Source organism: Luteimicrobium subarcticum (genome assembly GCF_002798015.1).
Lineage (GTDB): Bacteria > Actinomycetota > Actinomycetes > Actinomycetales > Cellulomonadaceae > Luteimicrobium > Luteimicrobium subarcticum.
Map to the genome: position 1 here is coordinate 797,139 of NZ_PGTZ01000007.1, position 24,916 is coordinate 822,054.

18 protein-coding genes are annotated in these 24,916 nt (G+C 76.4%); 14 read left to right on the forward strand and 4 right to left on the reverse strand.

The features are described 5' to 3' along the window. Positions 1-32 precede the first annotated feature (32 nt). Both CLV34_RS08575 and CLV34_RS08580 read left to right on the forward strand, forming a co-directional pair. On the forward strand, positions 33-3,431 hold the full coding sequence (locus CLV34_RS08575) for a glycosyltransferase (protein ID WP_100349801.1): 3,399 nt from the start codon (positions 33-35) through the stop codon (positions 3,429-3,431). After that, complete coding sequence (locus CLV34_RS08580; protein ID WP_100349802.1) at positions 3,428-5,128, forward strand: DUF5719 family protein; 1,701 nt, start codon at positions 3,428-3,430, stop codon at positions 5,126-5,128. The genes CLV34_RS08575 and CLV34_RS08580 overlap by 4 nt, the downstream gene beginning before the upstream one ends. Positions 5,129-5,133: 5 nt before the next feature. On the opposite strand, the gene CLV34_RS08585 is transcribed toward CLV34_RS08580, so the two are convergent. Next, on the reverse strand, positions 5,134-5,622 hold the full coding sequence (locus CLV34_RS08585) for a metallopeptidase family protein (RefSeq protein ID WP_100349803.1): 489 nt from the start codon (positions 5,620-5,622) through the stop codon (positions 5,134-5,136). A 100-nt stretch (positions 5,623-5,722) separates the two neighbouring features. On the opposite strand from CLV34_RS08585, the gene CLV34_RS08590 reads away from it, so the two are divergent. From CLV34_RS08590 to CLV34_RS08615, 6 genes are all read left to right on the forward strand, one after another. Further along, entirely contained in the window at positions 5,723-6,079 is a 357-nt protein-coding gene (locus CLV34_RS08590) for a DUF3499 domain-containing protein (RefSeq protein ID WP_100349936.1), read from the forward strand. Positions 6,080-6,152: 73 nt separating this feature from the next. Beyond that, the gene (locus CLV34_RS08595; protein ID WP_425436209.1) at positions 6,153-7,631 is read left to right on the forward strand and encodes a phosphomannomutase/phosphoglucomutase; all 1,479 of its coding nucleotides are present in this window, start codon (positions 6,153-6,155) and stop codon (positions 7,629-7,631) included. Next, the gene (locus CLV34_RS08600) at positions 7,631-7,837 is read left to right on the forward strand and encodes a Trm112 family protein (protein WP_100349804.1); all 207 of its coding nucleotides are present in this window, start codon (positions 7,631-7,633) and stop codon (positions 7,835-7,837) included. The genes CLV34_RS08595 and CLV34_RS08600 overlap by 1 nt, the downstream gene beginning before the upstream one ends. An 85-nt stretch (positions 7,838-7,922) precedes the next feature. Further along, positions 7,923-10,592, forward strand: a complete 2,670-nt coding sequence (locus CLV34_RS08605) for a peptidoglycan recognition protein family protein (RefSeq protein ID WP_157803768.1) — start codon at positions 7,923-7,925, stop codon at positions 10,590-10,592. A gap of 26 nt (positions 10,593-10,618) precedes the next feature. Continuing rightward, positions 10,619-11,635: a dTDP-glucose 4,6-dehydratase gene (gene rfbB / locus CLV34_RS08610; RefSeq protein ID WP_100349806.1), complete on the forward strand. Its 1,017-nt coding sequence runs from the start codon at positions 10,619-10,621 to the stop codon at positions 11,633-11,635. A gap of 70 nt (positions 11,636-11,705) precedes the next feature. Continuing rightward, complete coding sequence (locus CLV34_RS08615; RefSeq protein ID WP_100349807.1) at positions 11,706-13,316, forward strand: hypothetical protein; 1,611 nt, start codon at positions 11,706-11,708, stop codon at positions 13,314-13,316. Here the strand turns inward: CLV34_RS08615 and rfbC are convergent. Further along, positions 13,313-13,954, reverse strand: coding sequence for a dTDP-4-dehydrorhamnose 3,5-epimerase (rfbC, locus tag CLV34_RS08620; RefSeq protein WP_100349938.1), 642 nt, complete (start codon positions 13,952-13,954; stop codon positions 13,313-13,315). The two genes, CLV34_RS08615 and rfbC, sit on opposite strands and share 4 nt — an antisense overlap. Before the next feature lie 44 nt (positions 13,955-13,998). Here rfbC and rfbD point away from each other — a divergent pair, with 44 nt between their 5' ends. From rfbD to CLV34_RS08635, 3 genes are read left to right on the forward strand one after another with little or no spacing between them, the layout of a single operon-like run. Next, positions 13,999-14,895: a dTDP-4-dehydrorhamnose reductase gene (rfbD, locus tag CLV34_RS08625; RefSeq protein WP_100349808.1), complete on the forward strand. Its 897-nt coding sequence runs from the start codon at positions 13,999-14,001 to the stop codon at positions 14,893-14,895. A gap of 56 nt (positions 14,896-14,951) precedes the next feature. Next, positions 14,952-17,006: a glycosyltransferase gene (locus CLV34_RS08630; RefSeq protein ID WP_100349809.1), complete on the forward strand. Its 2,055-nt coding sequence runs from the start codon at positions 14,952-14,954 to the stop codon at positions 17,004-17,006. After that, the gene (locus CLV34_RS08635; RefSeq protein WP_100349810.1) at positions 17,003-18,220 is read left to right on the forward strand and encodes a glycosyltransferase family protein; all 1,218 of its coding nucleotides are present in this window, start codon (positions 17,003-17,005) and stop codon (positions 18,218-18,220) included. Before CLV34_RS08630 ends, CLV34_RS08635 begins: the two co-directional genes overlap by 4 nt. A gap of 18 nt (positions 18,221-18,238) precedes the next feature. Here the strand turns inward: CLV34_RS08635 and rfbA are convergent, their stop codons facing one another. Then, positions 18,239-19,105 carry a glucose-1-phosphate thymidylyltransferase RfbA gene (gene rfbA, locus CLV34_RS08640; protein ID WP_100349939.1) on the reverse strand — a complete coding sequence of 289 codons (867 nt, stop codon included), beginning with the start codon at positions 19,103-19,105 and terminating at the stop codon, positions 18,239-18,241. Between the two features lie 104 nt (positions 19,106-19,209). Here rfbA and CLV34_RS08645 point away from each other — a divergent pair, with 104 nt between their 5' ends. From CLV34_RS08645 to CLV34_RS08655, 3 genes are read left to right on the forward strand one after another with little or no spacing between them, the layout of a single operon-like run. Next, entirely contained in the window at positions 19,210-20,181 is a 972-nt protein-coding gene (locus tag CLV34_RS08645) for a class I SAM-dependent methyltransferase (RefSeq protein ID WP_100349811.1), read from the forward strand. Positions 20,182-20,190: 9 nt separating this feature from the next. Continuing rightward, positions 20,191-21,234: a glycosyltransferase family 2 protein gene (locus tag CLV34_RS08650; protein WP_245859104.1), complete on the forward strand. Its 1,044-nt coding sequence runs from the start codon at positions 20,191-20,193 to the stop codon at positions 21,232-21,234. Beyond that, positions 21,231-23,231 carry a glycosyltransferase gene (locus tag CLV34_RS08655; RefSeq protein WP_100349813.1) on the forward strand — a complete coding sequence of 667 codons (2,001 nt, stop codon included), beginning with the start codon at positions 21,231-21,233 and terminating at the stop codon, positions 23,229-23,231. The genes CLV34_RS08650 and CLV34_RS08655 overlap by 4 nt, the downstream gene beginning before the upstream one ends. Here the strand turns inward: CLV34_RS08655 and CLV34_RS08660 are convergent. Further along, positions 23,221-24,888, reverse strand: coding sequence for a glycosyltransferase family A protein (locus tag CLV34_RS08660; RefSeq protein ID WP_100349814.1), 1,668 nt, complete (start codon positions 24,886-24,888; stop codon positions 23,221-23,223). The genes CLV34_RS08655 and CLV34_RS08660 overlap by 11 nt on opposite strands. Positions 24,889-24,916 lie beyond the last annotated feature (28 nt).

A 24,916-nucleotide genomic window follows, 5' to 3' on the forward strand; every position in this document is an offset into this window, starting at 1 on the left:
TCGCAGCCCGACCGTCGCATGATGGCCTGGCCATGACCGAGACCAGCCCGACGCCTCGTCCCACGCCTGGCGTGCCGGACGACCGCTCCCCGGACCGCGACACGACCCTCCCCGGCGTGTCGCCCGGTGGGGCGCGGCCCGGCGCCCGGACGGTCACCGCGGTCCTCGTGACGCGCGGCGCCACGCCGTGGCTCCGCCGGACCCTCGCCGCCGTCCACGACCAGGTCCATGCCCCGGACCGGGTCGTGGTCGTCGACGTCACCGCCGCGCGCACCGCCGTCGGGTTCGACGACCTGCAGCTCGGTGACGCGCACCTGGTCCCCGCCCCGGGCGCGCGGAGCTTCGGTGACGGCGTGTCCGTCGCGCTCGGCGACCCGGAGCGCGCCGTGCCGGACGACGGGTGGCTGTGGCTCCTGCACGACGACTCCGTCCCGGCCCCGGACGCCCTCGACCGGCTCCTCGTGGCCGTCGAGCACTCCCGGACCATCGCGGTGGCCGGGCCCAAGCAGCGCCGCTGGTCCGGCGGCCACCCCGACGCCCCCACCCCGGCGCCCGCCCCCCGGCTCATCGAGGTCGGTGTCACCACCTCGCACGCCGGACGCCGCACCGTCGGCTTCGAGCCCGGCGAGATCGACCAGGGCCAGCACGACGGCACGGAGGACGTCCTGGCCGTCGGGCTCGCCGGCGCGCTCGTCCGGCACGACGTGTGGACCGCGCTCGGCGGCACCGACCCGGACCTCGGACCCTTCGGCGACGGGCTGGACCTGTGCCGCCGGGCGCGCCGCGCCGGGCACCGTGTCGTCGTGGTGCCGCAGGCCGTCGTCGAGCACGCCCAGCTCGGCCTGCGCGGCGCCGACCCGCGCGAGGGCGACCTGCCGGACGGGAGCGACGACCCGACGTTCGCCGCCCGCCGGCGCAGCGAGGTCCGCCTGCGGCTCACCTCGTGCGCGGCCGGGCTGCTGCCGCTGCTCGCGGTGTGGCTGGTCGTGGCAGCGCCCCTGCACGCCATGTACCGGCTCGCGCTCAAGCAGCCCGGTCGGGCGCGCGACGAGCTGCTCGCGCCGCTGCTCGTGCTCGTGCGACCCGCGTCGCTGTGGCGGGCACGTCGGCGGGGACGCGGCACCGCGACCCTGCCGCGCCGCGCGCTGCGCCCCCTCGAGACGCCGTGGCGCGACGTGCGCACCGAGCGCCGGTGGCGCCGCATGGCCGCCACCGAGCAGCGGCGCGCGACGTACGCGCCGAGCGAGCTCGAGCGCGCCGAGCTCGCGCAGCTCGCCGTGCGGCGCCGGGTCGTCGGCGGCGTCGTGGTCGTCGCGCTCGTCGTGCTCACCGCGCTCGTCTTCGGGAGCGCGGTCGGCCCCCTGCTGGGCGGCGGACAGCCCGTCGGCGGGGCGCTGCTGCCCCTCGCGGTCCCGCTGGGCGAGCTGTGGCAGGCGGTGACCGGGGGATGGGTGCCCGTCGGCTACGGCGCGAGCGCCCCCGCCGACCCCGTCCACACGGTCCTGCTCGGTGCGTCCGTCCTGACCCTCGGCCACACGCAGCTCGCCCTCTCGCTGCTCGTGCTGCTGTCCTTCGTCGTGGCCGGCACCGGGGCGTGGTGCGCCGCCGGGACGCTCACCCGGTGGAACGCCGCGCGGGCCGCCGCCGCCGCCGTGTGGGTCGCCGCGCCGCCCCTGCTCCTCGCGGTCGAGGACGGGAGGCTCGGGCCGCTGCTCGCCCACGCGGCGCTGCCGTGGTTCGTCGTCGCGCTGCTCCGTGGCCTCGGTGTCGCGCAGGACGACCGGGTCGCGCCGGCCGTCCCGCGCGGACGACCGCAGGAGCGCCGCGCCCGCGACCGGACGTCCCTCGGGGCGCTCGCCTGCGCAGCGCTCGTGCTCGTCCCGGTCGTCGCGGGGGCGCCCGTCCTGCTCGTCGCGGGCGCCGTCGTCGCGGTCGTGACGGCGCTCCTGAGCTGGCGCCGCGGGCTGCGGACCGCCCTCGTGCTCGCGCCCGCGGTCGTGTTCCTCGCCCCGTTCTGGTGGTACGTCGCCCGGACGTGGGCAGACCGCGGTCTCGGGTGGCACCTCCTGGTGGCGTCGCCCGGACCGGCCGTCCCGTTCACGCCGCCGCAGCCCTGGGAGGCGGCGCTCGGGTGGCCGCGGCACGCGAGCACCGCGGACCTCCCGGCCGCGCTCGGCGACGGTGCGGTCGCGGCCGTGCTGCCCTTCGTGCTCGTCGGTGCCGTCGCGCTCGTCGCGCTCGTCGCCGTCGTGCGGTCCCGGCGGCGCGCCGGTGTCGTGGTCGCCTGGGTCGTCGTGCTGCTCGGGCTCGCGGTCGCGCTCCTCGGCGCCGGGACCACCGTCGCCACGAGCACCGCCGGGCTCGTGCGCGGCTGGCCCGGTGCCGGGACGAGCCTCGTCGTCGCGGGCCTCCTCGGCGCCGCGCTCCTCGCCGGGCCCGGGCGCGAGCGGCTGCGCGGCCGCTACGACGCGCCCGACCGCCTGCGCACCGCGCTGCGTGCCGCCGCCGCGACCGTCGCGCTCGTCCTCCCCGCCGCGTCGCTCGCCGCGTGGACGCACGCCGAGGTCCGCGGCGGCGACGACCCGGCCGTCGGCCGGGTCACGGTGTCCACGACGCCGGTCGTCCCGCCCGTGGCCCAGCAGATGCAGTCCTCGTCGGCGCGGCAGCGCGTCGTCGCCCTCACGCCGACGTCCGACGGCACGATCCGGTACGCACTCCTCACGGGGGACGGCACCCAGCTCACGCAGTCGTCCACGGTCGCCGAGGGCACGCTCCTCGGCGCCGCGCTCGACGGCCGCAGCGTCGCCGGGACGCCCGAGGCGGAGGTCGCCACGCTCGTCGCGGACCTCGCCGGCCGCGGGGTCGCGCCCGCGTCGTCCACGACGGCCGCACGGCTCGCCGGGCTCGGCGTCGGCGGCGTCCTCCTGACGGCCCCCGCCGGTCGTGCCGACGAGCGCGGCACGGCCACGACCCGCTCGGCCCTCGTCGCCCGCGTCGACACCGAGCCCGGGCTGACCCGCGTCACCGAGGGGCAGCCCAGCGTGCTCTGGCGCGTCACGCCGACGTCGTCCGCCGACCGCGCGCCCGCGTGGGCGACCCTGCGCACCCCCGGGGGGCGCCAGCTGGCCGTCCTCCCCGCGGACGGTCCGACGGTCCGCACCCGCCTCGACGCGGCGGGCGACGAGCGGCGCGTGGTGCTCGCCGACCGCGCCGCGGCAGGCTGGCACGCCCGGCTCGGCGGCGTCGCGCTGCACCGGGTGGCCGACGGGTGGCGCCAGGAGTTCGTCGTGCCGCCCGGGGCGTCCGGGACGCTCACCGTCCGCTACGACATGCCGCACCGGGCCCCCTGGCTCGCCGGGTCCGCGCTCGTGCTGCTCGTGGTGGTCCTGCTCGCGCTGCCCGTGCGGCGCAGGAAGGTCGTGCTGAGGTGACCGCTGCCGTCCCGCCCCCTCCTCCGGCCGGCCCTGCCGGCGCCGCCCGGGCACCGGGCGCGCCCCGGCGGCCCCACGGGCGCGCGCGGGCGCTGGCCGGCACGCTCGCCGGTCTCCTCGTGGTGGCCGGCGTGGCCGCCGGGGCCACCCGGGGTGCGGACCTCGTCCCCGCCGCGGAGTCCGGCACCACCGACCTGGCGTCCCGGTCCGCGCACGTCGACGTGCCCCCTGGCGACACCGTGCTCGGCTGTCCCGCGCCGGCCCGCATCACGGACACCCGGACCGGCGGCGACGCGCAGTTCACCGCCAGCCCGGCCGACACGTGGTCGTCGCTGCGCGTCGTCGCGGCGGCCGGCGGCGGTGCCGTCGTCGCGGGCCTCGGCAGCTCGTCCGCACCGCTCACGACGCTGTCGGCGACGTCAGGGACCGCACCCCGCGTGTCGACCGTGATCGACCCCGACGGGGCGACGGGCATCCGGGCGGACCCCGGCGGCCGGGTGGACCCGGTCGTCGCGGCGTCGCTCGCGTCCACCACCTCGCGCGGCGACCTCCGCGGGCTCGCGGCCACGGCGTGCAGTGCGCCGGCGACCGACCTGTGGCTGGTCGGCGGCAGCACGACCGTCGGGTCCAGCACCCGCCTCGTGGTGCAGAACCCCGGACGGCACGCCGCCACCGTCACCGTCGAGGTGCTCGGCGCGAACGGCGCCGTGACGCTCGCCGACGCCGCGAGCCTCGTGGTCCCGGCCGGCAAGGAGGTCACGCGGCTCGTCGAGTCGGCCGCCGCCGACCAGGACCGCACGGTCGTCCACGTCAGCGCCACGGGTGCCGCCGTCACCGCCTACCTCCAGCACACGGTGCTCGACGGGATCGTCCCGCAGGGCGTGGACTTCGTCGCCGCGGGCGCCGAACCCGCCCGGCACGCCGTCGTGAGCGGGATCGTGAGCCGCGGCGAGGCGGTCGCGGACGCCCGTGCGCCCCGCCTGCGCCTGCTCGCGACCCAGCGGTCCACGACCGCCGACATCAGCGTCTGGGGGACCTCCGGCCGGGTCTGGCTGCACGGGCTCGAGTCCGTCGACCTCACCCGTGGCGAGGTCGTCGACGTGCCCCTCGGCGGTCTGCCCGCCGGCACCTACTCGGTCGTCGTCGACGCCGGCTCCGACGTCGTCGCCGGCGGGTTCGAGCAGCGGCCCGGTGACGCACCCGCCACCGCGGCGACCCCGTGGGACACGGCCTGGGTGCCGAGCCAGCCGTGGGCCGCGGACCAGGACGCCCCGTCCGCCTCGTCGAGCCCGGTCGCCGTGCCCGCCCGGGTCGCCGCGGCCGTGGTGCTCACGGCCGTCCCCGAGGAGCGCGCCTCCGACGCGAAGGGCGGCGGGCCCGTCCTGGCCGCCACGGTCGTCGTCGTCACCACCGACGGGCAGCGGGTCGCGAAGGCGTTCGCCGTCAAGGCCGGGTGGACGCGGGTGGTCGACCCGGCGGAGGTGACATCGGCCGAGCCCGCCGCCGTCCTCGTCGAGGCGCCGACGGTCGGCGCGACCGGGGCCGCGTGGAGCGTCGTGCTGTCCACCGGCTCGCCCACGCCGGGGATCGCCGGTCCGGCGCCCGGCAAGCTCTTCTCGGTGGTCGCCCCGGTCGGCGCGCCCGCCGCGTCGTCCGCCGTGCGCGTCCAGCAGGACCCGACCGTCGGGCTCGGCTGAGCCCGTCAGTCCTGCCCGTACCGCCGGTCGACATCCTCGGGGTCGCGGTGCAGCAGCCGCGCCACCTGCTCCACGACCACGTCGCGCACCAGGTCGGCCAGGTCGTCCTCGTCGAGCGCCCGCGCCTCGACGGGCCGCCGGTACACCACGACGCGGCTCGGCTGGCCCGCCTCCGCCGGGAAGAAGCGGCCCAGCGCGACGGTGCCGTCCTCCCAGGGCGCCGGGTCCGACGGCGGGACGTCCTCGACGGCGAACTCCGCGCCCTCGAGCTCGGCGCCCCAGCGCTGCTCGAGGCGTTCGACGGCCGCGAGCACGTGCCCGTCGAACGCCTCCGCGCGGGTGCGTGCGGCGGGCAGCGCCGCCGGGATCATCGGCCCCCGCATCCCGCGCCCGTGGCGGTCGCGGCGGCGGGGCGCGCGGGACGCGGCGGGGGCCGCGAGGGCTTGGTCGACCCGGTCGACCCGGTCGGCACGGTCGGGGGTGTCGGACGCCATGCACCGACCGTACCCGGGCGCCGCGGCGGCGGGACGGTGCGTGGCGCCGTCAGCGGTGTGGCGTGCACGCCACGGCCCGGGGGAGCGGTACGGTTCCTCCGTGCAATCGGTCAGGCAGTGCTCCCGGACAGCGTGCACGCGCCCGGCGGTCGCGACGCTGACGTACGTCTACGCCGACTCGACCGCCGTCCTCGGCCCGCTCGCCCACTACGCGGAGCCCCACAGCTACGACCTGTGCTCCGACCACGCCGACAAGCTCACCGCACCGCGCGGCTGGGACGTCGTGCGTCTCGCGGACCACTTCGAGGACCCGGGCCCCAGCCCCGACGACCTCTCGGCGCTCGCCGACGCCGTCCGGCGCGCCGGTGCCCCGATCACGCAGCAGGTGCCCGTGGTCGACCCCGCCGAGCCCGGTCGGCGCCAGCACCTGCGGGTGCTGCGCGCCGAGAGCGACTGACCCGCGCGGTCCCCGGCCCAGCCCGGCGCGCACCCGCAGCCCCGCAGTCCCGCAGCCGGATAGGCTGGCGCGCGTGACCCGCATCGACCTGTCCTCCCTCATCAAGGCGTACGACGTGCGGGGCACCGTCCCCGACCAGCTCAGCCCCGACGTGGCGCACGCCATCGGCGCCGCGTTCGCCCGCGTGGTCGTCCTCCCGGAGGCGTCCGGAGCCCCCGCCGCGGTCGTCGGGCACGACATGCGCGACTCCGGCCCCGAGCTCGTTGCCGCGTTCACCCGTGGCCTGACCGACGCGGGCGTCGACGTGACGCTCGTCGGCCTCTGCTCCACGGACGGCCTGTACTACGCCTCCGGGGCGCTCGGCGTCCCCGGCGCCATGTTCACCGCGTCGCACAACCCGGCCGTCTACAACGGCATCAAGCTCTGCCGGGCGGGCGCGCGGCCCGTCGGCCAGGACACCGGGCTGACGCAGGTCCGCGAGCTCGCGGGCGACTACCTGGGCGACGGGCTGCCCGCGGCTGCCGACGAGGAGTCCCGCGGCACGGCGACCGAGCGCGACATGCTCGCCGACTACTCCGGCTTCCTGCGCTCGCTCGTCGACCTGTCGGGCATCCGGCCCCTCAAGGTCGTCGTGGACGCCGGCAACGGCATGGGCGGCCACACCGTGCCCGCGGTGCTGGGCACCGGCGCCGGGCTCCCCGCGCTGCCGCTCGACGTGGTCCCGCTGTACTTCGAGCTCGACGGCACGTTCCCGAACCACGAGGCGAACCCGCTCGAGCCCGCCAACCTGCGCGACCTGCAGGCCGCCGTGGTGGAGCACGACGCCGACCTCGGCCTCGCGTTCGACGGCGACGCCGACCGCTGCTTCGTCGTCGACGAGCACGGCGACCCCGTGTCGCCGTCCGCGATCACTGCGCTCGTGGGGCTGCGCGAGGTCGCGAAGGAGCTCGCGGCCGATCCCGACGCGAAGCCCGTCGTGATCCACAACCTCATCACGTCGCGCGCGGTCCCCGACCTGCTGCGCGCCGCCGGGGCCGAGACCGTCCGCACCCGCGTGGGCCACTCGTTCATCAAGGCGCAGATGGCCGAGCACCAGGCCGTGTTCGGTGGCGAGCACAGCGCCCACTACTACTTCCGCGACTTCTTCTTCGCGGACACCGGCATGCTCGCCGCGATGCACGTGCTCGCCGCACTCGGTGCGCAGCCCCACCCGCTGTCGGCGCTCGCGGACGCCTACCAGCCGTACGTGGCGTCGGGGGAGATCAACTCGACCGTGGCCGACGTGCCTGCGGCCCGTGAGCGCGTGGTCGAGGCGTACGTCGAGCAGCAGGGCGCCGGACCGGTCGAGGTCGACGAGCTCGACGGTCTCACGGTCTCCCACTGGGACGGGCAGCACCCGCAGTGGTGGTTCAACCTGCGGGCGTCGAACACGGAGCCGCTGCTGCGGCTCAACGTCGAGGCCGCGGACCACGACATCATGGAGAAGGTGCGCGACGACGTCCTGTCGCTCGTGCGCGCGCAGGGCGGCACGACCGAGGGAGCGCAGCGCTGATGGCGAGGAGCACGGGCACGAACCTGCCGATGGACGCCTGGGCGCGCGAGCTGCTGCGCTGCCCGGTCACGGGAGCTCCGCTGGTGGACGCGACGGGCCCCGACGGGCAGCCCGAGCTGCACTCCACGGACCCGGACCGGCCGCTCGCGTACCCGGTGCGCGAGGGCATCCCGGTGCTCCTCGAGGCGGACGCGCGCGCCCTCTAGCGATTGCGGTGTCCGTCCGGGGTGCGCACCCTGGACCGGAGCACGGTCCACCGCGGGGCCGGCCCGGACGGACGGGGACGCACGCATGAGCGCTGCAGCACGGGGACCACGGGAACGTCAGACGGGCCGGGCCGGGCGGGTGCTGGTGCTGACGACGGGCACCGCGGTGCTCGCCACGGCGGCCGTGGTGGCACCCGTGGCGGCGCTCCCGGCGCCGGCCGCGCACCCCGTCGAGCCGACGGTCCACCGGATCGCTGTCCCCGGCACGATCGACCAGCGGGCGCTCGGGGACCCGACGGCGCTGGACGTCGCGGCGGGCCACGAGCCCGGGACGGGCGTGCTGCGGGCCCCGGCCACGTCGTCGGTCGACGGGCAGCGCCACGTGGAGCGCGACGCCGCGGGACCCGGCGCGTCCGGCACGTCGTCCGGCACCGGGGAGGCGGGCGGCGAGCTCGCCGTCCTGGGCGTGAAGACCCTCACCGCGCACTTCCTCGTCGGCGGGGTCACGTGGGAGCCCGGGGGCCCGGCGGTGACGGAGGTCGACGCCCGGCTCCTCGAGGACGGCACCTGGAGCGAGTGGTTCACGCTCACCGTCGACGACCTCGGGGTGAGCGGCGAGCGCCCCGGCACCGACGCGATGGTCACGGGCGGCGCGGACGGCGTGCAGGTGCGCCTGGTGACGGCGGACGGCACGGCGCCGTCGGACGTCCGGGTCGACGTCGTCGACCCGGGCACGAGCGCCGCGGACGCCACCGTCGGGGCGGGGCTCGAGCCGGCCGCGCCCGCGGCGAGCGCCCAGGCCTCGACGGGCTACGAGATCGAGCCGACGATCGTGACGCGCGCGCAGTGGGGAGCCGACGAGAGCCGCGGGAGCGACTGGCCGCAGGTCTCCAGCAGGCTCCAGGCGATGTACGTCCACCACACCGTCGGGACGAACGACTACTCGCGCTCGCAGTCGGCGGCGATCGTGCGGGGCGTCTACGCGTTCCACACGGGGAGCCGCGGCTGGCCGGACATCGGCTACCAGTTCCTCGTGGACCGCTACGGCACGATCTACCAGGGCCGCCGCGACGCGATCCACGACAACCCGATCGGGGCGCAGGCGGGCGGGTACAACTCGGTGACGATCGGGGTGTCCGCGATGGGCAACTTCGAGTCGGGGCAGCCCACGTCCGCGCTGCTCACGGGCATCGAGCGGGTGCTCGCCTGGAAGGCGTACGAGTACGGGCTGAACCCGACGGGCCGCACGACCCTGACCACGGGGAGCAGCACGGGGAGCGTGCCGCGGCACGCCCCCGGCACGAGGGTGAGCGTGCCCGTGATCCTCGGGCACCGGGACACCAACGGGACGGCGTGCCCGGGCCGGTACCTGTACGCGAAGCTGCCGACGATCCGGGCGGCGGTCGCGTCGCGGGTCGCGGCCGCGAAGAGGACGTACGGCATGGTCCGGTACACCACGGCGGCGCCGACGGTGGTCGCACCGACGGCGGACCAGTCGCCGGTGCAGTGGTCGTCGACCACGACGTACCGCTGGAAGGCGGTGTCCGGCGCGGCGAGGTACCAGCTCCTCACGCGCGTCTCGAGCCGCGGGAACCGCACCGATCTCCTGGACGACCGGTACTGGACGGTGTACAAGACGGTGACGGGCACCGCGGCGACGGTGTCGACGGGCTACGGCGACACCCGGCTGGTCGCGGTCCGCGCCGTCGACACGCGGGGGCGGCTCGGGCCGCCGAGCACGCTCAGCAAGGCCACCCGCCCGGTGGCGTCGTCGTCGGTCGCCCGGGCGGGCACGTGGACGACGTCCGGCGGCGGCTGGGCGACGACGAGCTCCGGGGCGCGCCTGTCCGTCTCCGGGCTGCTGGACGTGCGTCAGGTCGTGGTGCGCGCGCGGACGGGCCCGGGCACCGGGCCGATCGAGGTGCGGGCGGGCTCGGCGCGCCTCGGGGTGCTCGACCCCAGCACGCTGCCCACGTCGTCCGACCGTGCGCTGGTCCTCCCGCTCGCGTCGCCCGTGTCGGGCACGATCAGCGTGGTCGCGCTCGACGGCCGCAGCAAGCACGTGCTCGCGCTCGCGTTCCCCCGCACCGTGGGCCACGGCGTCGGCGTGTCGAGGACGGCACGCCCCGCGGCGCCCGCGTCCACGCTCACGAGCGCCGCCCGGTCGGCGCTCGGCACCAGCCGGACGTTCACGTGGCGGGCCGTCACGGGCGCGAGCCGGTACGAGGTGTGGTCGCGCGCCGCGTCGGGCGCCCGCGCCCTGCCCGGCACGTGGACGTACCGCGGGTCGACGACGCACGCGTCGTACGCGCTCGCGACCTCCACGGCCGGCGCGACGTACCAGGTGCGGGTGCGGGCCGTCGGGGCCGGCGGATCGGGCGCGACGACACAGCTGCCGTCCGTGACGACGCCGGTCGCGTGGTCGCAGGTCGTCCAGACGGGCGGCTGGAGCCGGTCGACGTCGAGCCTGTACCTGCGGGGTGGTGCCTACGTCACGACGGCGGCGGGGGCGCGCCTGCGGGTCTCCGGGCCGACCGTGGGGCGTGTCCGGCTGCACCTGACGACCGCGCCCGGGCAGGGCCGGCTCTCCGTGCTCGTGGGCGGCCACCGTGTCGCGACCCTGTGGACCTCGTCGACCTCGACGCGGTGGCAGACGTTCCTCGACGTGCGCACCCGGTACCACGGCACGGTCGAGGTGCGGACGCTCGACCGCCGGCCCGTCCGCATCTCGGCGGTCGTGCTGCTGCGCTCGTAGCCCGCGCCGGTCGTTAGGGTGTCGCCATGCGCGTCCTCGTGACCGGCGGTGCCGGGTTCATCGGCTCGAACTTCGTCCAGCAGACGGTGCGCGAGCGCCCGGGCGACGACGTGACGGTGCTCGACGCCCTCACGTACGCCGGCGACCGCGCGTCGCTCGACCCGGTGGCCGACCGCGTCCGGCTCGTCGAGGGGGACGTCGCCGACGCCGACCTGGTCGACGCGCTGGTCGCGGAGGCGGACCTCGTCGTGCACTTCGCCGCCGAGTCGCACAACGACAACTCGCTCACCGACCCGAGCCCGTTCGTCCGGACGAACCTCGTGGGCACGTTCACCCTGCTCGAGGCCGTCCGGCGGCACGGGGTGCGCTACCACCACGTCTCCACCGACGAGGTGTTCGGCGACCTCCCGCTCCGCGTCGAGGGAGACCCGGCCACCCAGGAACGGTTCACCGAGCGCACGCCCTACAACCCGTCGTCGCCGTACTCGTCGACGAAGGCGGGCTCCGACCTGCTGGTCCGCGCGTGGGTGCGCTCGTTCGGGCTCGAGGCGACCCTGTCGAACTGCTCCAACAACTACGGGCCCTACCAGCACGTCGAGAAGTTCGTCCCGCGGCAGATCACCAACCTCCTCGACGGCGTGCGGCCCAAGGTCTACGGCGCCGGCCTCAACGTGCGCGACTGGATCCACGTCGAGGACCACAACACGGCCGTGTGGACGGTGATCGAGCGCGGGACGCCCGGGGAGACGTACCTGATCGGCGCGGACGGCGAGACCTCCAACCTCGACGTCGTCCGCACGCTGCTCGACCTCTTCGGACGCGCCCCGGACGAGTTCGACCACGTCACCGACCGGGCCGGCCACGACCTGCGGTACGCGATCGACGCGACCCGGCTGCGCACCGAGCTGGGCTGGACACCGCGCTACACCGACTTCCGGGCGGGCCTCGAGGCGACGGTCGCGTGGTACCGGGAGAACGAGTCCTGGTGGCGGCCGCGCAAGGCCGCGACCGAGGCGCGGTACCGGGCGTCGGGTCAGGGCTGACCTGTGCGGCCGGGGTGGTAGGTTGCCTCCGCCCCCGCCCGAGGGGCACCGTGATCATCCCGGAGTCCCTATGCGCCGTACGTCCGTCCTCCTGCTCCTCACCGCCCTGTCGGGAGTGCTGCCCGCCGCGACGGCAGCCGCGGCCGACGAGCCCTCCGACTGCCCCCAGCCGTACGTCGTCACGTTCGACGAGGGAGCGTCCTACGGGCGCCAGGTCGCCGCGCACGGAACGGTGTCGTCGTGCGCCACGGGCGCCGCCGCGACCGGGGGCACGGTGACGCTGCGGACGCCCGACGGGACGACGCTGGGCACGGCGGCCGCCGTGAGCGCCACCGGCACGTTCGGCTGGTCCGCCGTCACGGTCCGCGCGTCCGGCACCACGGACCGCCTCGTCCTGACGTACGACCCGGGGGACGGGACGGCGCCGCAGCAGCAGCCCGTGACGGTCACGACGCAGACGCCGCCCGTCCGGCTCGCGCTCGACGCGTGGGTCCCCGTCGCCGACAGCACCGCCGCCGGGCCCGCCACGGTCCGGGCCACCGTGTCGACGTACGACGCCGGGCACACCTTCCCGCAGTGGGTCACGCTGCTCTCGCCCACGGGCACCGTGGACGTCCTGGACGCCGGACGCGTCGTCGCCACCCTGCCGCTGCGCTCCGCGCCGTCGACCTTCCCGAGCTGGCAGTCCCAGGCCGTCTCCGCCGCGCCGCTCGCTTCTGTCCGGGCGGGAGACACCCTCACCGCGGTCTACCACGGCGACGCGGGGTACCCGGGAGCCACCGGCTCGACCACCGTCACGGACCAGCGTCAGCCGACCACGCTGCAGATCACGGGGCTCGACGTCCAGGGCGTCGACGCGGAGGTGGAAGTCTCCCTCACCTCGACCGAGGGAGTGGTCGGCGACGCACCGGTCGACGTCGCGGTCGACGGGAAGCACGCGACCTCGTTCCGCACGGTGTCGTGGTCCCAGACGTCCGGGTGGGGCTGGGGCGTCACCGGAGGGAAGCACACCGTCACCGTGTCGTTCCCCGGGGACGGCCGCCACCAGCCCGCCACCGCGACGGGCACCCTCGTCGTCCCGCGCGTCGCGACGCACGTCACCCTCTCCGACGTCGGCCCCGGGTCGTTCGGCGCGGTCTCCCCACGCTCGCTGGAGCGGATGCAGGCGTGCGTGACCGCTGACGGCGGCACGGCGTCGGCGCGCGTCCGCATCGACCGCAAGGTCGCGGGCGCCGCCTGGTGGACGCCGGTGGGCACGCTCACCACCCGGTGGGGCACCGGGTGCGGTCTGCTGTCCGTGCGGCAGGACGCGTCGTCCTCGTACCGTGCCGTGGTGCTGTCCGACGCGACGTGGCTCTCCGCGACGTCACGCACCGTCACGGTCGCGAGCCTGCGCCGCGCCGACGTGTCGGTGCGCGCACGTGCGGGCTCGGCCACGCAGGACGTCATCACCGCGACCGTCTCGCCGTCCGGGACGCTGCACCTGCAGGAGCTCACGTCCCGCGGCTGGGTCACCCGCACGGTGACCACGCCGCACGTGGCCGCAGGGAGCACCGCGACGGTGCACTTCACCGTGACGCGGTCCGCCGGCGCCACGCGGACCTTCCGGGTGGTGGTGCCCGTCGACCGCGCCGCCGGGTCCGTCACCAGCGCCAGGGTGCTCGTGCCGCCGCGCCGCTAGTCGCCCGGCGGGGCGTCCGCAGCGGTCCCGCGGCCGGACAGGAACGCCTCGACCTCCGCGAGCGTCGGCAGGATCCCGCGCTCGCGCGCCTCGGCCAGGGTGGGGGCCTCGGCGTCCTTGTCGGAGAGCCGCGGCACGAGCGGCGACCCGTCGCGCGCCGTCGTGGGCCAGTCGATGCCCAGCGCGGGGTCGAGCGGGTGGATGCCGTGCTCCCGCCCCGGTGCATAGCCGGCGGAGCAGAGGTAGAGCACGGTCGCCGCGTCCTCGAGCGCCATGAACGCGTGACCGAGGCCCTCGGGGACGTACACCGCGCGGCGGTCCACGTCGTCGAGGAGGACGGCGTCCCAGGTGCCGAAGGTCGGTGAACCGACCCGGATGTCGACCACGACGTCGAGGACCGCTCCCGACGCGCAGGTCACGTACTTCGCCTGGGACGGTGGGACGTCCGCGAAGTGGATCCCGCGCACCACGCCCGCCGCCGACACCGAGAGGTTCGCCTGTGCGAGGTCGAAGCGGTGCCCCGCAGCGTCCGAGAAGGCCGGTTCCTTGAACCACTCGAGGAACGTGCCCCGGGCGTCGGGGAACTGGCGGGGGGTGATCTCCAGGGCGCCGGGGACGGCGAGCTCGCGGACCTGCACGGGCACGAGCCTACGGGGTCCGGCGGGGTCGGTACCCTCGCACCATGCAGCAAGGGCAGCAGCAGCGGTGGGTGGTCGTCGGCGCGGCCGGGATGCTCGGGCAGGACCTCGTCGCGGTGCTCGCGGACGCCGGCCGCACCGTGCGCGGCACGACGCGTGCCGACCTGGACGTCACCGACGCCGCCGCGTGCCGGGCGGCGGTCCGGGACGCGGACGTCGTCGTGAACGCGGCGGCGTACACGCGCGTCGACGACGCCGAGACCGACGAGGGCGCCGCGTTCGCCGTGAACGCCGTCGGCGCGCAGCACCTCGCCGCGGCGTGCGCGGCAGCGGGCGCCCGCCTCGTGCACGTGTCGACGGACTACGTGCTCGACGGCACCTCGACCACGCCGTGCCCCGAGGACGCCCCCCTCGCCCCGCGCAGCGCCTACGGGCGCACCAAGGCGGCGGGGGAGTGGGCCGTCCGGGCGTCGGGCGCCGACGCGCTCGTGGTCCGCACCGCCTGGCTCTACGGCGCGGGCGGCCCGAGCTTCCCGCGCACGATCGCCCGGCTCGCGCGTGAGCGGGGCGGCGTGGACGTCGTCGACGACCAGCGCGGCCAGCCGACGTGGACGCGCGACGTCGCACGGGTCGTGCGCGACCTCGTCGCCGTCGGCGCCCCCGCCGGCACGTACCACGCCACCTCGTCGGGCGACGCGACCTGGTTCGACCTGGCGCGCGAGGTCGTGGCGTCGGCCGGACTCGACCCCGCGGTGGTGCGACCCACGACGTCCGCGGCGTTCGTCCGGCCCGCGCCGCGGCCGGCCTACTCCGTGCTCGCGCACGACACCCTGCGTGCCGTCGGGGTGCCCGCGATCGGCGCCTGGTGCGAACGGTGGGCGCTCGCGGCCGCGGACGTGCTGGGAGACCCGCCGGGCGGACCGCCCGCCCCGGTGGCATAGCATCCTCCCGTGCTCGCCCTCCCGCCCCGATCCCCTGCTGACGAGATGACCGGACGATGAGGACGGTCGTCGTGGTGGCGCGTCCGCAGGACCTCGACGCGCACCGGCTGCCGCTCGAGATCCTGACGACCGTCGGGCCGGCGGCCCGCCTCGGCGACGTCGAGCTGCGGACGACCACGACAGCGAGCGGCTCGGCGTTCGGTCGCGAGGTGCGTCCTCTGGGGCTGGCGACGGGCGGGGTCCGCCGCACGGTGCAGCGCGCCGCGTCCGCCGTGCGCGGCGACCGCTCGCGCGTGCTCGCCGCGTTCGCCGACCCGGCGGAGTTCCCCCCCGGGGAGCGGCCCGCCTCTCGGCCCGAGCGCACCCACTACCTCGCGCTCGTCGCCGACGCCGAATGGCCCGAGGACGTCGCGCCCGCGAACCGTGCCCCGCTCGAGGTCGAGGGCGTCGCGACCGCAGGTCAGCGGCTCCGCGAGCTCGCGTCGTCCCGTGCGGGCGGCCGCTGGAAGACGCTGCGGGGCTGGATCCGCAGGTCGCCCGCCCGGCTCGACGAGGTCCTCGACGGGGACGAGTGGCCGCTCCTGCTCGACGCGCTCGGACGGGACGGCGTGAGCTTCGACCTCGGGGACTGGCGTGCCGACGCCGCGTGGCTCGCGACGCACGAGCGGCGTGACGCGGCGCTCGGCCTGTGCGAGGTGGCACGCCGCACGGGTGCCGTCGGCGTCGGTTCGATCGAGCACCGGGTGGTCGAGGAGCTCGTGCGCGTGGCGCGCGCCGGTGCCGCTGACACGGGTACCGAAGCCCTGGCCCACGAGCTCTCGGCCGCCGCCGACACCGCACTCGACGACGGCGACGCGGCGCACGCCGTCCGGCTGTTCGCGCTGCTGCTGCACCTCCTGTTCCAGCGTGACCTGCACGTCGTGTCGGAGTCGTCGCCCCTCGTGGAACGTCCCGACGCCTGGACGGCGCCGCTGCGCACGTCGGCGGTGCGCCGGCGGATCATCGCCGCGGACCTGCGTGCCCGGCCGGACGCCGCGGACGCCACCGGCGGGGCGCAGGGCCTCGTCTTCCTCGCCGGCTCCTACCCGCGCTTCGGCGTCCCGGTGGTCCGGGCGCTCACCGCCGCCGGTCTCGACCCGCACGTGGTCGACCCCGGGGACGAGGACGCCGCGCTGCGAGGGATCAGCGTCGACGAGGGGCTCCTGCGCGTCCTGGCCGGTGTCGATCCCGTGCCCGACTCCTGGCCCTGGCTCGACGCCGTGCGCGGCGCCGCGGCGGTCTTCGTGGAGTGGGCCGACCGCGCAGCGCCGTTCGCGGTCGCGGCGGCGTCCACGGACGCCCGGGTCGTGCTCCGGGTGCACAGCGTCGACCTCCTCAGCGCGTGGCTGCACCTGGTGGACGTCGACCGGGTCGACGAGCTGGTCGTGGTGTCCGACGCGATGGTGGACGTCGTCGTGGGCGTCCTCGGTGCGGACGTCCGTCCGAAGGTTCGCGTGGTGCCCAACGTGGTGGCGGCGGACCAAATGGCCCGCCCCAAGCTGCCGGGCGCCGAACGGACCCTCGCCATGGTCGGCTGGGCCCAGACGGTCAAGGACCCGCTGTGGGCGGTCGAGGTCCTGGCGCTGCTGCGGGCCGAGGACCCCGCCTGGCGCCTGCTGCTGGTGGGCGCCGACTTCCCGCGGACACGGGTCGAGTCGGACGCCCGGTACGCGCTCGCGGTCCGTCGCCGGCTGCTCCGGCCGGACGTGCGGGACGCCGTCGAGCTCACGGGCTGGACGTCCGACGTCGCCGGCGTCCTGGCACGCGCCGGCTACGTGCTGAGCACGAGCCGCAGGGAGAGCGCGTCGCTGGCCGTCGTCGAGGGCATGGCGTCGGGCGCCGTGCCCGTCGTGCGCGACTGGCCGGTCTACGCGCGCGTGGACGCCGCCCGCCGGGCCCTCGACGCGCGGTGGGTCGTCTCGACGCCCGCCGAGGCCGCCGCCCGGGTGCTCGCCGCGTCGCAGCGGCTCGAGGAGGAGTCCCGCGCGGCCCGCGAGTGGGTCGCGTCCCAGGCGTACGCGGAGGATCCGGCGGACCGGTACGCCCGGCTCGTCCGAGGGGAGGCGGAGTGACGGGCGACGTCGTGCTGCCGGACGGCGACGGGCTGGTGGTCTCCTACTGCTTCCCGCCGTACGCGGACACGGCCGGGATCGTGGCGGCCAAGAGGGTGCGGGAGCTCGGACGACGCGTGCGGGTCCTGTCGAACGCGATGGACGCGACGCGGGCGGTCGACCGCGGGCTCGAGCGGATCGCGGGGGACCTCGTCACCGAGGACGTGACGCTCGCGACGCCCACGGGCTTCGCGACGTGGGAGACCATCGAGCCCTTCGCCGTGGCCGCCCGCGCGCGGGCGGCGACGTGGCTCGACGGTCCCGGCGCACCGACGTGGATGTACAGCAGGGCGCAGTTCGCGGCGTCCAACGTCGCCGCCGCGCTGATCGCCGCGGACCGTCCGGGGCTGACCTGGGTCGCCGAGTTCTCCGACCCGTTGTCGGCCGACGTCCGGGGAAGGGTGCGCCGGTCGCCGACGGACCCCGGCAGCGCCGTCGCGGACGAGCTGCGGGCCCTGCTGGCCGACGCCGGTGTCGAGGTCGCGGACACGGAGAACGGCTACGAGCTGTGCGAGGCCGTCACCTTCCTGCGCGCGGACCGTGTCCTGTTCACCAACGACCGCCAGCGCGCCTTCATGACGGGTCGCTGTCACGACGCGTCGCTGCGCACCCGGCTCGACGAGGTCGGCGTGGTGGTGCCGCACCCCACCCTGGACCGGTCCTTCTACGCGCTCGAGAAGCCCGTCGTGACGCTCGAGCCGGGGCCGGTGCACGTCGCGTACTTCGGGAACCTGTACGCCAACCGCGGGCTGGAGGACCTCCTGGACGCGTTCGCGCTGCTCGCGCCCGAGGAGCGTCGTCGACTGCGCTTCCACGTCTTCACGGCGCGCCCGCAGGACGTGACCGACGCGGCCGCGGCTCGCGGCGTGGCGGACGTCGTGCGTGCTGCCCCCGCGCTGCCCTACCTCGAGTTCCTCGCCCTGTCCGACACGATGGACCTGCTCGTCGTCACGGATGCCGACACCCGGTCCCAGGGCATGCCCGTGAACCCGTTCCTTCCCTCGAAGGTCAGTGACTACCTGGGCTCGTCGGCGCGGATCTGGGCGGTCGTGGAGGAGGGCAGCGCGCTCTCCGAGCTGGACGTCGCGCTGCGGACCCCGGTGGGTCACGTCACCGCGGCAGCGGTCGCGCTCGCGCGGCTCGCAGCAGGCACGGGCGCCGTGCCGAGGCGCTGAACCCGGGGGACGTGCCGCTCAGCGGTCGTCGAGCAGCGACAGCAGGTAGGTGCCGTAGCCGGACTTCGCGAGGGCCTCGCCCCGCACGCGCAGGTCGTCGTCGGAGAGGAAGCCCTGTCGCCACGCGACCTCCTCAGGGGCGCCGATCTTGAGTCCCTGCCGGTTCTCGATCGCGCGGACGAAGTCGCTCGCCTCCAGGAGCGAGTCGAAGGTGCCGGTGTCGAGCCAGGCGGTCCCGCGCTGCAGCACCTCGACCTGCAGCCGGCCCTGCTCGAGGTAGGTCCGGTTGACGTCGGTGATCTCGTACTCGCCGCGCGGCGACGGTCGCAGGGAGCGGGCGATCTCGACCACGTCGGAGTCGTAGAAGTACAGGCCGGGCACGGCGAACGACGACCGGGGCTCCGCGGGCTTCTCCTCGATCGACAGGGCGCGTCCGGACGCGTCGAACTCGATCACGCCGTACGCGCGCGGGTCGGCCACGCGGTACGCGAAGACGGCGCCGCCGTCGACGTCGGTGAAGCGCTGGAGCTGCGTTCCCAGCCCGGGCCCGTAGAAGATGTTGTCGCCGAGGACGAGCGCCACGGCGTCGTCACCCACGAAGTCGGCACCCAGCACGAACGCCTGCGCGAGTCCGTCGGGGCTGGCCTGCGTGGCGTAGCTGATCGCGATCCCGAACTGCGAGCCGTCGCCGAGGAGACGGCGGAAGGACTCGGCGTCGTGCGGTGTCGTGATGACGAGGACGTCACGGATCCCGCTGAGGATCAGCGTGGACAGCGGGTAGTAGACCATCGGCTTGTCCCAGACGGGGACGAGCTGCTTGCTGACCCCGAGCGTGATGGGGTGGAGCCTGGTCCCGGAGCCGCCCGCGAGAAGGATGCCGCGCATGGTGGGACCGTACACGTCCGGCCACGTCGGCAGGTCCGCGGCCCGACGGAGCGCACCCGCTATCTTGGGGTCCGGCCGAGGTCGGCCGACGACGGGAGGCGACGATGCAGGTGGGACGACGGGCGCTCGCGACGGCCGCGGGCAGCGTGGTGCTGGCCGCGGTGGCGGTCATCGGAGGTGTCGCGCGGACGGGGTGGCTCGTCGCGGTGGGGCTCGCGGGTCTCGGGCTCGTGCTCGTGCTGCTCGCCTTGGACGAGCGGCGCCGCGCCCGGGCCGTGGCGCGAGCCCTCGAGCGTCGCGGCACGAGGCTGCGCGGCGAGGTCGAGGCGCTCGCGGTCGAGATCGCGACGCTGCGCGAGGAGGTCGGCGGCCTGCGGGCGGAGGTCCCCGTGAGCGTCGACGCGGCCGCCGAGCGGACGGCCGTCCGGGCCGAGACGGCGGTCCACCTGCTCGAGGGCACGCTGCTGACGGAGGCGCAGGCGCTCCAGCAGCTGCTGGCACGCTACTCGCCGACCGTGCCGCTCCCCGACGTCGCCGGCTGGGCCCTGGCGCCGTCCGCGATCCTCCGGCTCGTCGACCTCGTCGAGAGGATGCCGCTGGACCTCGTCGTGGAGTGCGGCAGCGGCACGTCGACGCTCTGGATCAGCCATGCTCTCCGGCAGCGTGGTCGCGGGCGCCTCGTGTCCCTCGAGCACAACGCGCGCTTCGCGGAGCGAACCCGTGCGCTCCTCGCCGACCACGGCCTGGCGGAGTACGCGGAGGTGCGGCACTGCCCCCTGGTCCCGCGGGCCACCCCGCACGGCGAGCAGTCCTGGTACGACGTGGACGCCGCGACCCTGGACGACGTCGGGCTGCTGGTCGTCGACGGCCCGCCCGAGCGCACGGGTCCCGCCGCCCGGTACCCGGCGCTGCCGGTCCTGCGCAGGAGCCTCGCGCCGGGCGCGACCGTCGTCGTCGACGACGTGCAGCGCCCGGACGAGGCGGCCGCCGTGAGGGACTGGCTGCGCGAGGACCCCACGCTGACCAAGGAGTGGCTGCCGGTCCGTGGCGTCCAGGTGCTGCGCGTCGTCGGATAGCATTCCCGGGTGTCTTCGCCCGCCAGTGCCGTCCGTCCGGGCGTGTCCGTGTTCCTGACCGTCCGTGACGAGGAGCGTGACCTCGAAGAGGCGGTCCACCGCATCCTCGACCAGGACTACTCGGGTCCCCTCGAGGTCGTTCTCGCCGTGGGTCCGTCGTCGGACCGGACCGCCGAGATCGCCGCGGGCATCGCCGCGCACGACGCCCGCGTGCAGGTCGTCGAGAACCCGACCGGGTTCACGCCGGCCGGGCTGAACTGCGCGATCGCGGCGGCCCGCCACGACCTGCTGGTACGCGTCGACGGGCACAGCCACATCCTGGCGGACTACGTCTCGCTCGTCGTGGACGCGCTCGAGCGCTCCGGCGCGGCGAACGTCGGCGGGGTGATGGTGCCCGAGGGGCGGACCCCGATCGAGCAGGCCGTGGCCCGTGCCATGAGCTCGTCGCTGGGGATCGGCGCGGTCGCCTTCCACACGGGCGGGCAGGAGGGCCCGGCCGACTCGGTGTACCTCGGGGCGTTCCGCCGGGCGGCGCTCGAGGACGTCGGCGGGTACGACGAGCACTTCCTGCGCGCCCAGGACTGGGAGCTGAACTACCGCCTCCGGCAGGCCGGGCACGTCGTGTGGTTCGACCCGCGGCTCACCGTGGGCTACCGCCCGCGCGGGTCGTGGAAGGGGCTGGCGCACCAGTTCTACCGGTCCGGACGCTGGCGTCGTCAGGTCATGCAGCGCTACCCCGACACCGCGAGCCTGCGCTACCTGGCGCCGCCAGCGGCGGTCGCGGGCAGCGTCGTCGGGCTGGTCGTGGGCGTCGCGGGCGCCGTCGCCGGCGTGCCCTGGCTGCTCACCGGGCTCGTCCTGCCCGTCGGCTACGCCGTCCTCGTGGCGGGGGGCGGGCTGCGCGTCGGGCGCGACCTGCCGCGGGCGGCACGCCTGCGCCTGCCGGCCGTGCTCGCCACCATGCACTTCTCGTGGGGTGCCGGCTTCCTGCGGGGGCCCGAGCGTTCTGCGCCCGCCCCCGACCGGCAGCCGGTCCACGGGTCGCGGCGGTGACGTCGCCCGCGGCGCTGCGCTCCTCGCTCCGGCGGGCGGCGCTGGGCTCGGCGGTGCGCGTCGCCGGGCGCCCCGAGCTGGTCCGCGGGTCGTCCCTCGCCGCGGTGGCCCAGCGCGACCTCGCACGGCGCGCCCGCGGGCGCGGGGCGGACCACGCGGCGCTCCTGCGCCCCTACCTGACCTCCCGCAACGACACGGCGGCCGTCGTGGCGCTCCGCGTGGCCCGCGAGCTGGGCGGCGCGCCGCTGGTCCCCGCGGAGGTCGTGGCCCGGGCGGTGCGCGCCGGCTCGTCCCTGCGGCTCGCCGCGGCCGGGTACCTGCGGGGCTGCGCTCCTGACCTCGTCGGCGCGGTGCTCGCCGACGGCGGGGTCACGGACGCCGCCACGCTCGCCGGCGCGCTGGACGACGGAGCGGGGCTCGGCGCGGTCGCGCGCACGCGGGCCGACGACCCGGTCGCGCTCGGCGTCCTCGCCGGGTGGGCGACCCGCCGGGACGGCGCGGCGGGGCTCGAGGCCCTCGCCGGGACGATCGGCGACCTCGGAGCGGGCGAGACGTCCGTCGACCCCGAGGCGAGGCTCGGGCTCGCCACGGCGCTCGTCGGGGCGGGCGCGCTCGGTGCCGCCTCGACGCTGGCCGACGGGGTCGTGCGCGACCGGCCCGGGAGCGCCGCCGCACGGGGGGTCCGCGACCTGACCCGGTCCGCCCTCGGGACGCTCGGCGACGGCTGGCAGCCGCCCCCGCGCCGCGACGGTGCCGTCGCGCCCCGCACCGGGACGGTCCCGTACCTCCTGCAGCAGTCGCTCCCCGTGTCGTCGGCGGGCTACGCCACCCGCACCCACGGCCTGTTGACGGCCCTGCGGTCCGCCGGGTGGGACGTCGAGGGCGTGACGCGCCCGGGCTTCGGCACGCCCGCCGGCGCCGGCGTCAAGGGACCGACGTCGGCGCTCGACGTCGTCGACGGCGTGCCCTACCACCGCCTGCGGCCAGGGGGCGCGGCGCTCCCGCAGTACCCGGTCGACGAGAGCGTCGCCCGGCACGCCGAGCTCGTCGACGAGGCGTTCCGGGGGCGAGCCGTGCCCCTCGTGCACGCGGCCAGCAACCACCGCAACGGTGCGGCCGCGGTCTCCGTGGCTCGCGGTCGCGGCGTGCCGAGCGTCTACGAGGTGCGCGGTCTGTGGGAGTACACCCGGGTGGCCCACGAGCCCGGCTACGAGGACACCGAGCACTTCCGTCTCGTCGCGCGACTCGAGGCCGACGTGGCGCGCGCCGCGGACCGGGTCGTGACGATCACGGGCGCCCTGGGCGACGTGCTCGTCGAGCGCGGCGTCGACGCGGCCGCGATCCGGGTCGTGCCGAACGGGGTCGACACCGCCCGGTTCGTGCCGTGCCCCCGTGACGACGGGCTCGCGGCGTCGCTCGGGCTCGACGGCAGGACGGTCGTCGGGTACGTCGGCAGCGTCGTCGACTACGAAGGCCTCGAGCTGCTCGTCGAGGCGGCCGCCCTGCTGCGCGACCGCGGCCGGACAGACCTCGCGGTGCTCGTCGTCGGCGACGGGGACGCCCTGCCGGCGCTCCGCGCCCGCGCGGACGCCCTCGGGGTCGCCGACGTGGTGCGCTGCGTCGGCCGCGTCCCGCACGACGCGGTGGAGCGCTACTACTCGCTCGTCGACGTCGCGCCGTTCCCGCGCCGCTCCACGACCGTCACGGAGCTCGTCTCGCCGCTCAAGCCGTTCGAGGCCATGGCGTCGGGCAAGCTCGTCGTCGCGTCCGACGTCGCGGCGCTCGCCGAGATCGTGCGCGACGGCGAGACGGGCCGCACGTTCCGCAAGGGCTCCGCAGAGGACCTCGCCCGGGTGCTGGACGAGGTCCTCGATGACCCCGACGGGTCGCAGCGGACCGCCACCCAGGGCCTCGACTGGGTCCGCGCCGAACGCGACTGGCGGACCGTCGCCGCGGGCCTCGCCGCGGTCTGGGAGGAGCTCGGCGTCAGACCGTGACGTGCTCGGTCGGGTCGCCGAAGAAGCGCAGGTCGCCCTTCGCCGTGAAGAACGTCGCGTCCGTCACCGTCCAGGTGTGCTGCGTGCGGTCGGTGCCGCGCACCGACACGAAGTTGAAGCGGTCCGCCGAGTACACGGAGGCACCGGTCGCCATCGAGCGATCAAGGATGTCGGAGTCGACCGCGCGCGGGATGTCGCTGAACCGGACCTCGCGCACGAGATCGCCCTGGAACAGCATCGAGCCGCCCTGGATCCGGCGCTCGTAGGTGTGCTCGGCGTCGGGGTAGCGCAGCACCACGGCACCCGTGGAGCGCAGCCACACGTAGTGCGCCCACTTGCCGACGATCTGCGCGTCCGTGTAGCGGAACGCGTCCACGAGGTCGGCGAGGTAGGCCGGGCCGTAGATGTTGTCGTCGTCCATCTTCGCGACGAAGGTGCCGGCGGCCGCGTCCACGCCGAGATTCATGCAGGCGCCCAGCGTGAGGGAGGCGTCGGCGTGCACGATCTCGAGCCGGGCGACGCCCTGGTCCGTCGCCCGGGCCCGCAGCTCCGCGTCGTTCGTGTCGAGGCCGTGCAGCACGAGCACGAGCTCCACGTCGACGCCCTCCTGCCGTCCCAGGTTGCGCAGCACGTTGTCGATCTCGTGGTCGCGGTTGGTCGGCACGATCGCCGACACGTCACGCGGCGTGGCGGGCGCGGGGAGCCCGGCCGCCGCGAGCGCGGCCGCCGCGCGGTCGCGCGTCGTCATGCCGCGCAGGGCGGCACGGCGCGCCGTGACCGCGAGCCGGTCCCCGAGCTCGGCCTGCTCGATCAGCGCGACGGCCTCCGACCGCACGACGCGGGCGTCCTCGGCGGACGCGTCGGGCGCGGTGACGAGCACCGGCGTGCCCGTGACACCGGCTGCGGCGGTGAGCTCCGGGGCAGAGGATGTCGTGACGAGCGCACGGGCGCCGCCGAGGCGGCGCAGACCCGCAGGACCCAGGTCGGCGAGCTCCTCGACGGGCACGGACGGCTTCATCGCGAGGCGCTGCACCACCGGATCGGGCAGGGACGTCCCGGGCGCGACCGCCAGCGTCCGACGACGGGCCGCCGCGGCGCGCGGGGGCGCCGACGTCAGGGTGCGCGGCTGGACGGCCGCACCGACGACCTCGACGGGCGCAGGCGTGCTCGCGGCCAGGCGTGCCTGCGCACCCGCGTCGGTCACCAGGACGGCTCGCACGTGGTCGCTCGTCGCCCACGCCGGCAGGTCGCCGTCGCCCGTGACCAGCGCGACCACGGCCGCGCCGCGCTCGGCGACGGCGGCGACGATCTCGGCGGCGTCGTCCACGGGGACGATGCCGCGCGCCGTCCCGCCCGAGACCTCCACGAGCAGCAGGTCCGGCGCGCGGTGCGCCAGCTCGGCGCGCCACGCCGCCGCGGTCGGACGGTACTGGTCCCACTCGAGGCCGAGGTCGTCGGCGACGGGGTTCGAGGCGACGACCCACGCCCGCGCGGCGAACGGTGCAGGGTAGGTCGCGGGACGCCGGGGGTCGACGGTCCCGACAGGCACGTCGGCGACCGGAGCGCCGCCTCCGGGCCGTGCGGTTGCGGGCGTCTCGGGGCGCAGCACCTCGCGGGCGGCGCGGCGCAGGCGGCTGGTGAGCGAGCTGTCGGTCACGTGTCGGTCTCTCCGGGTCTCGGTGGGG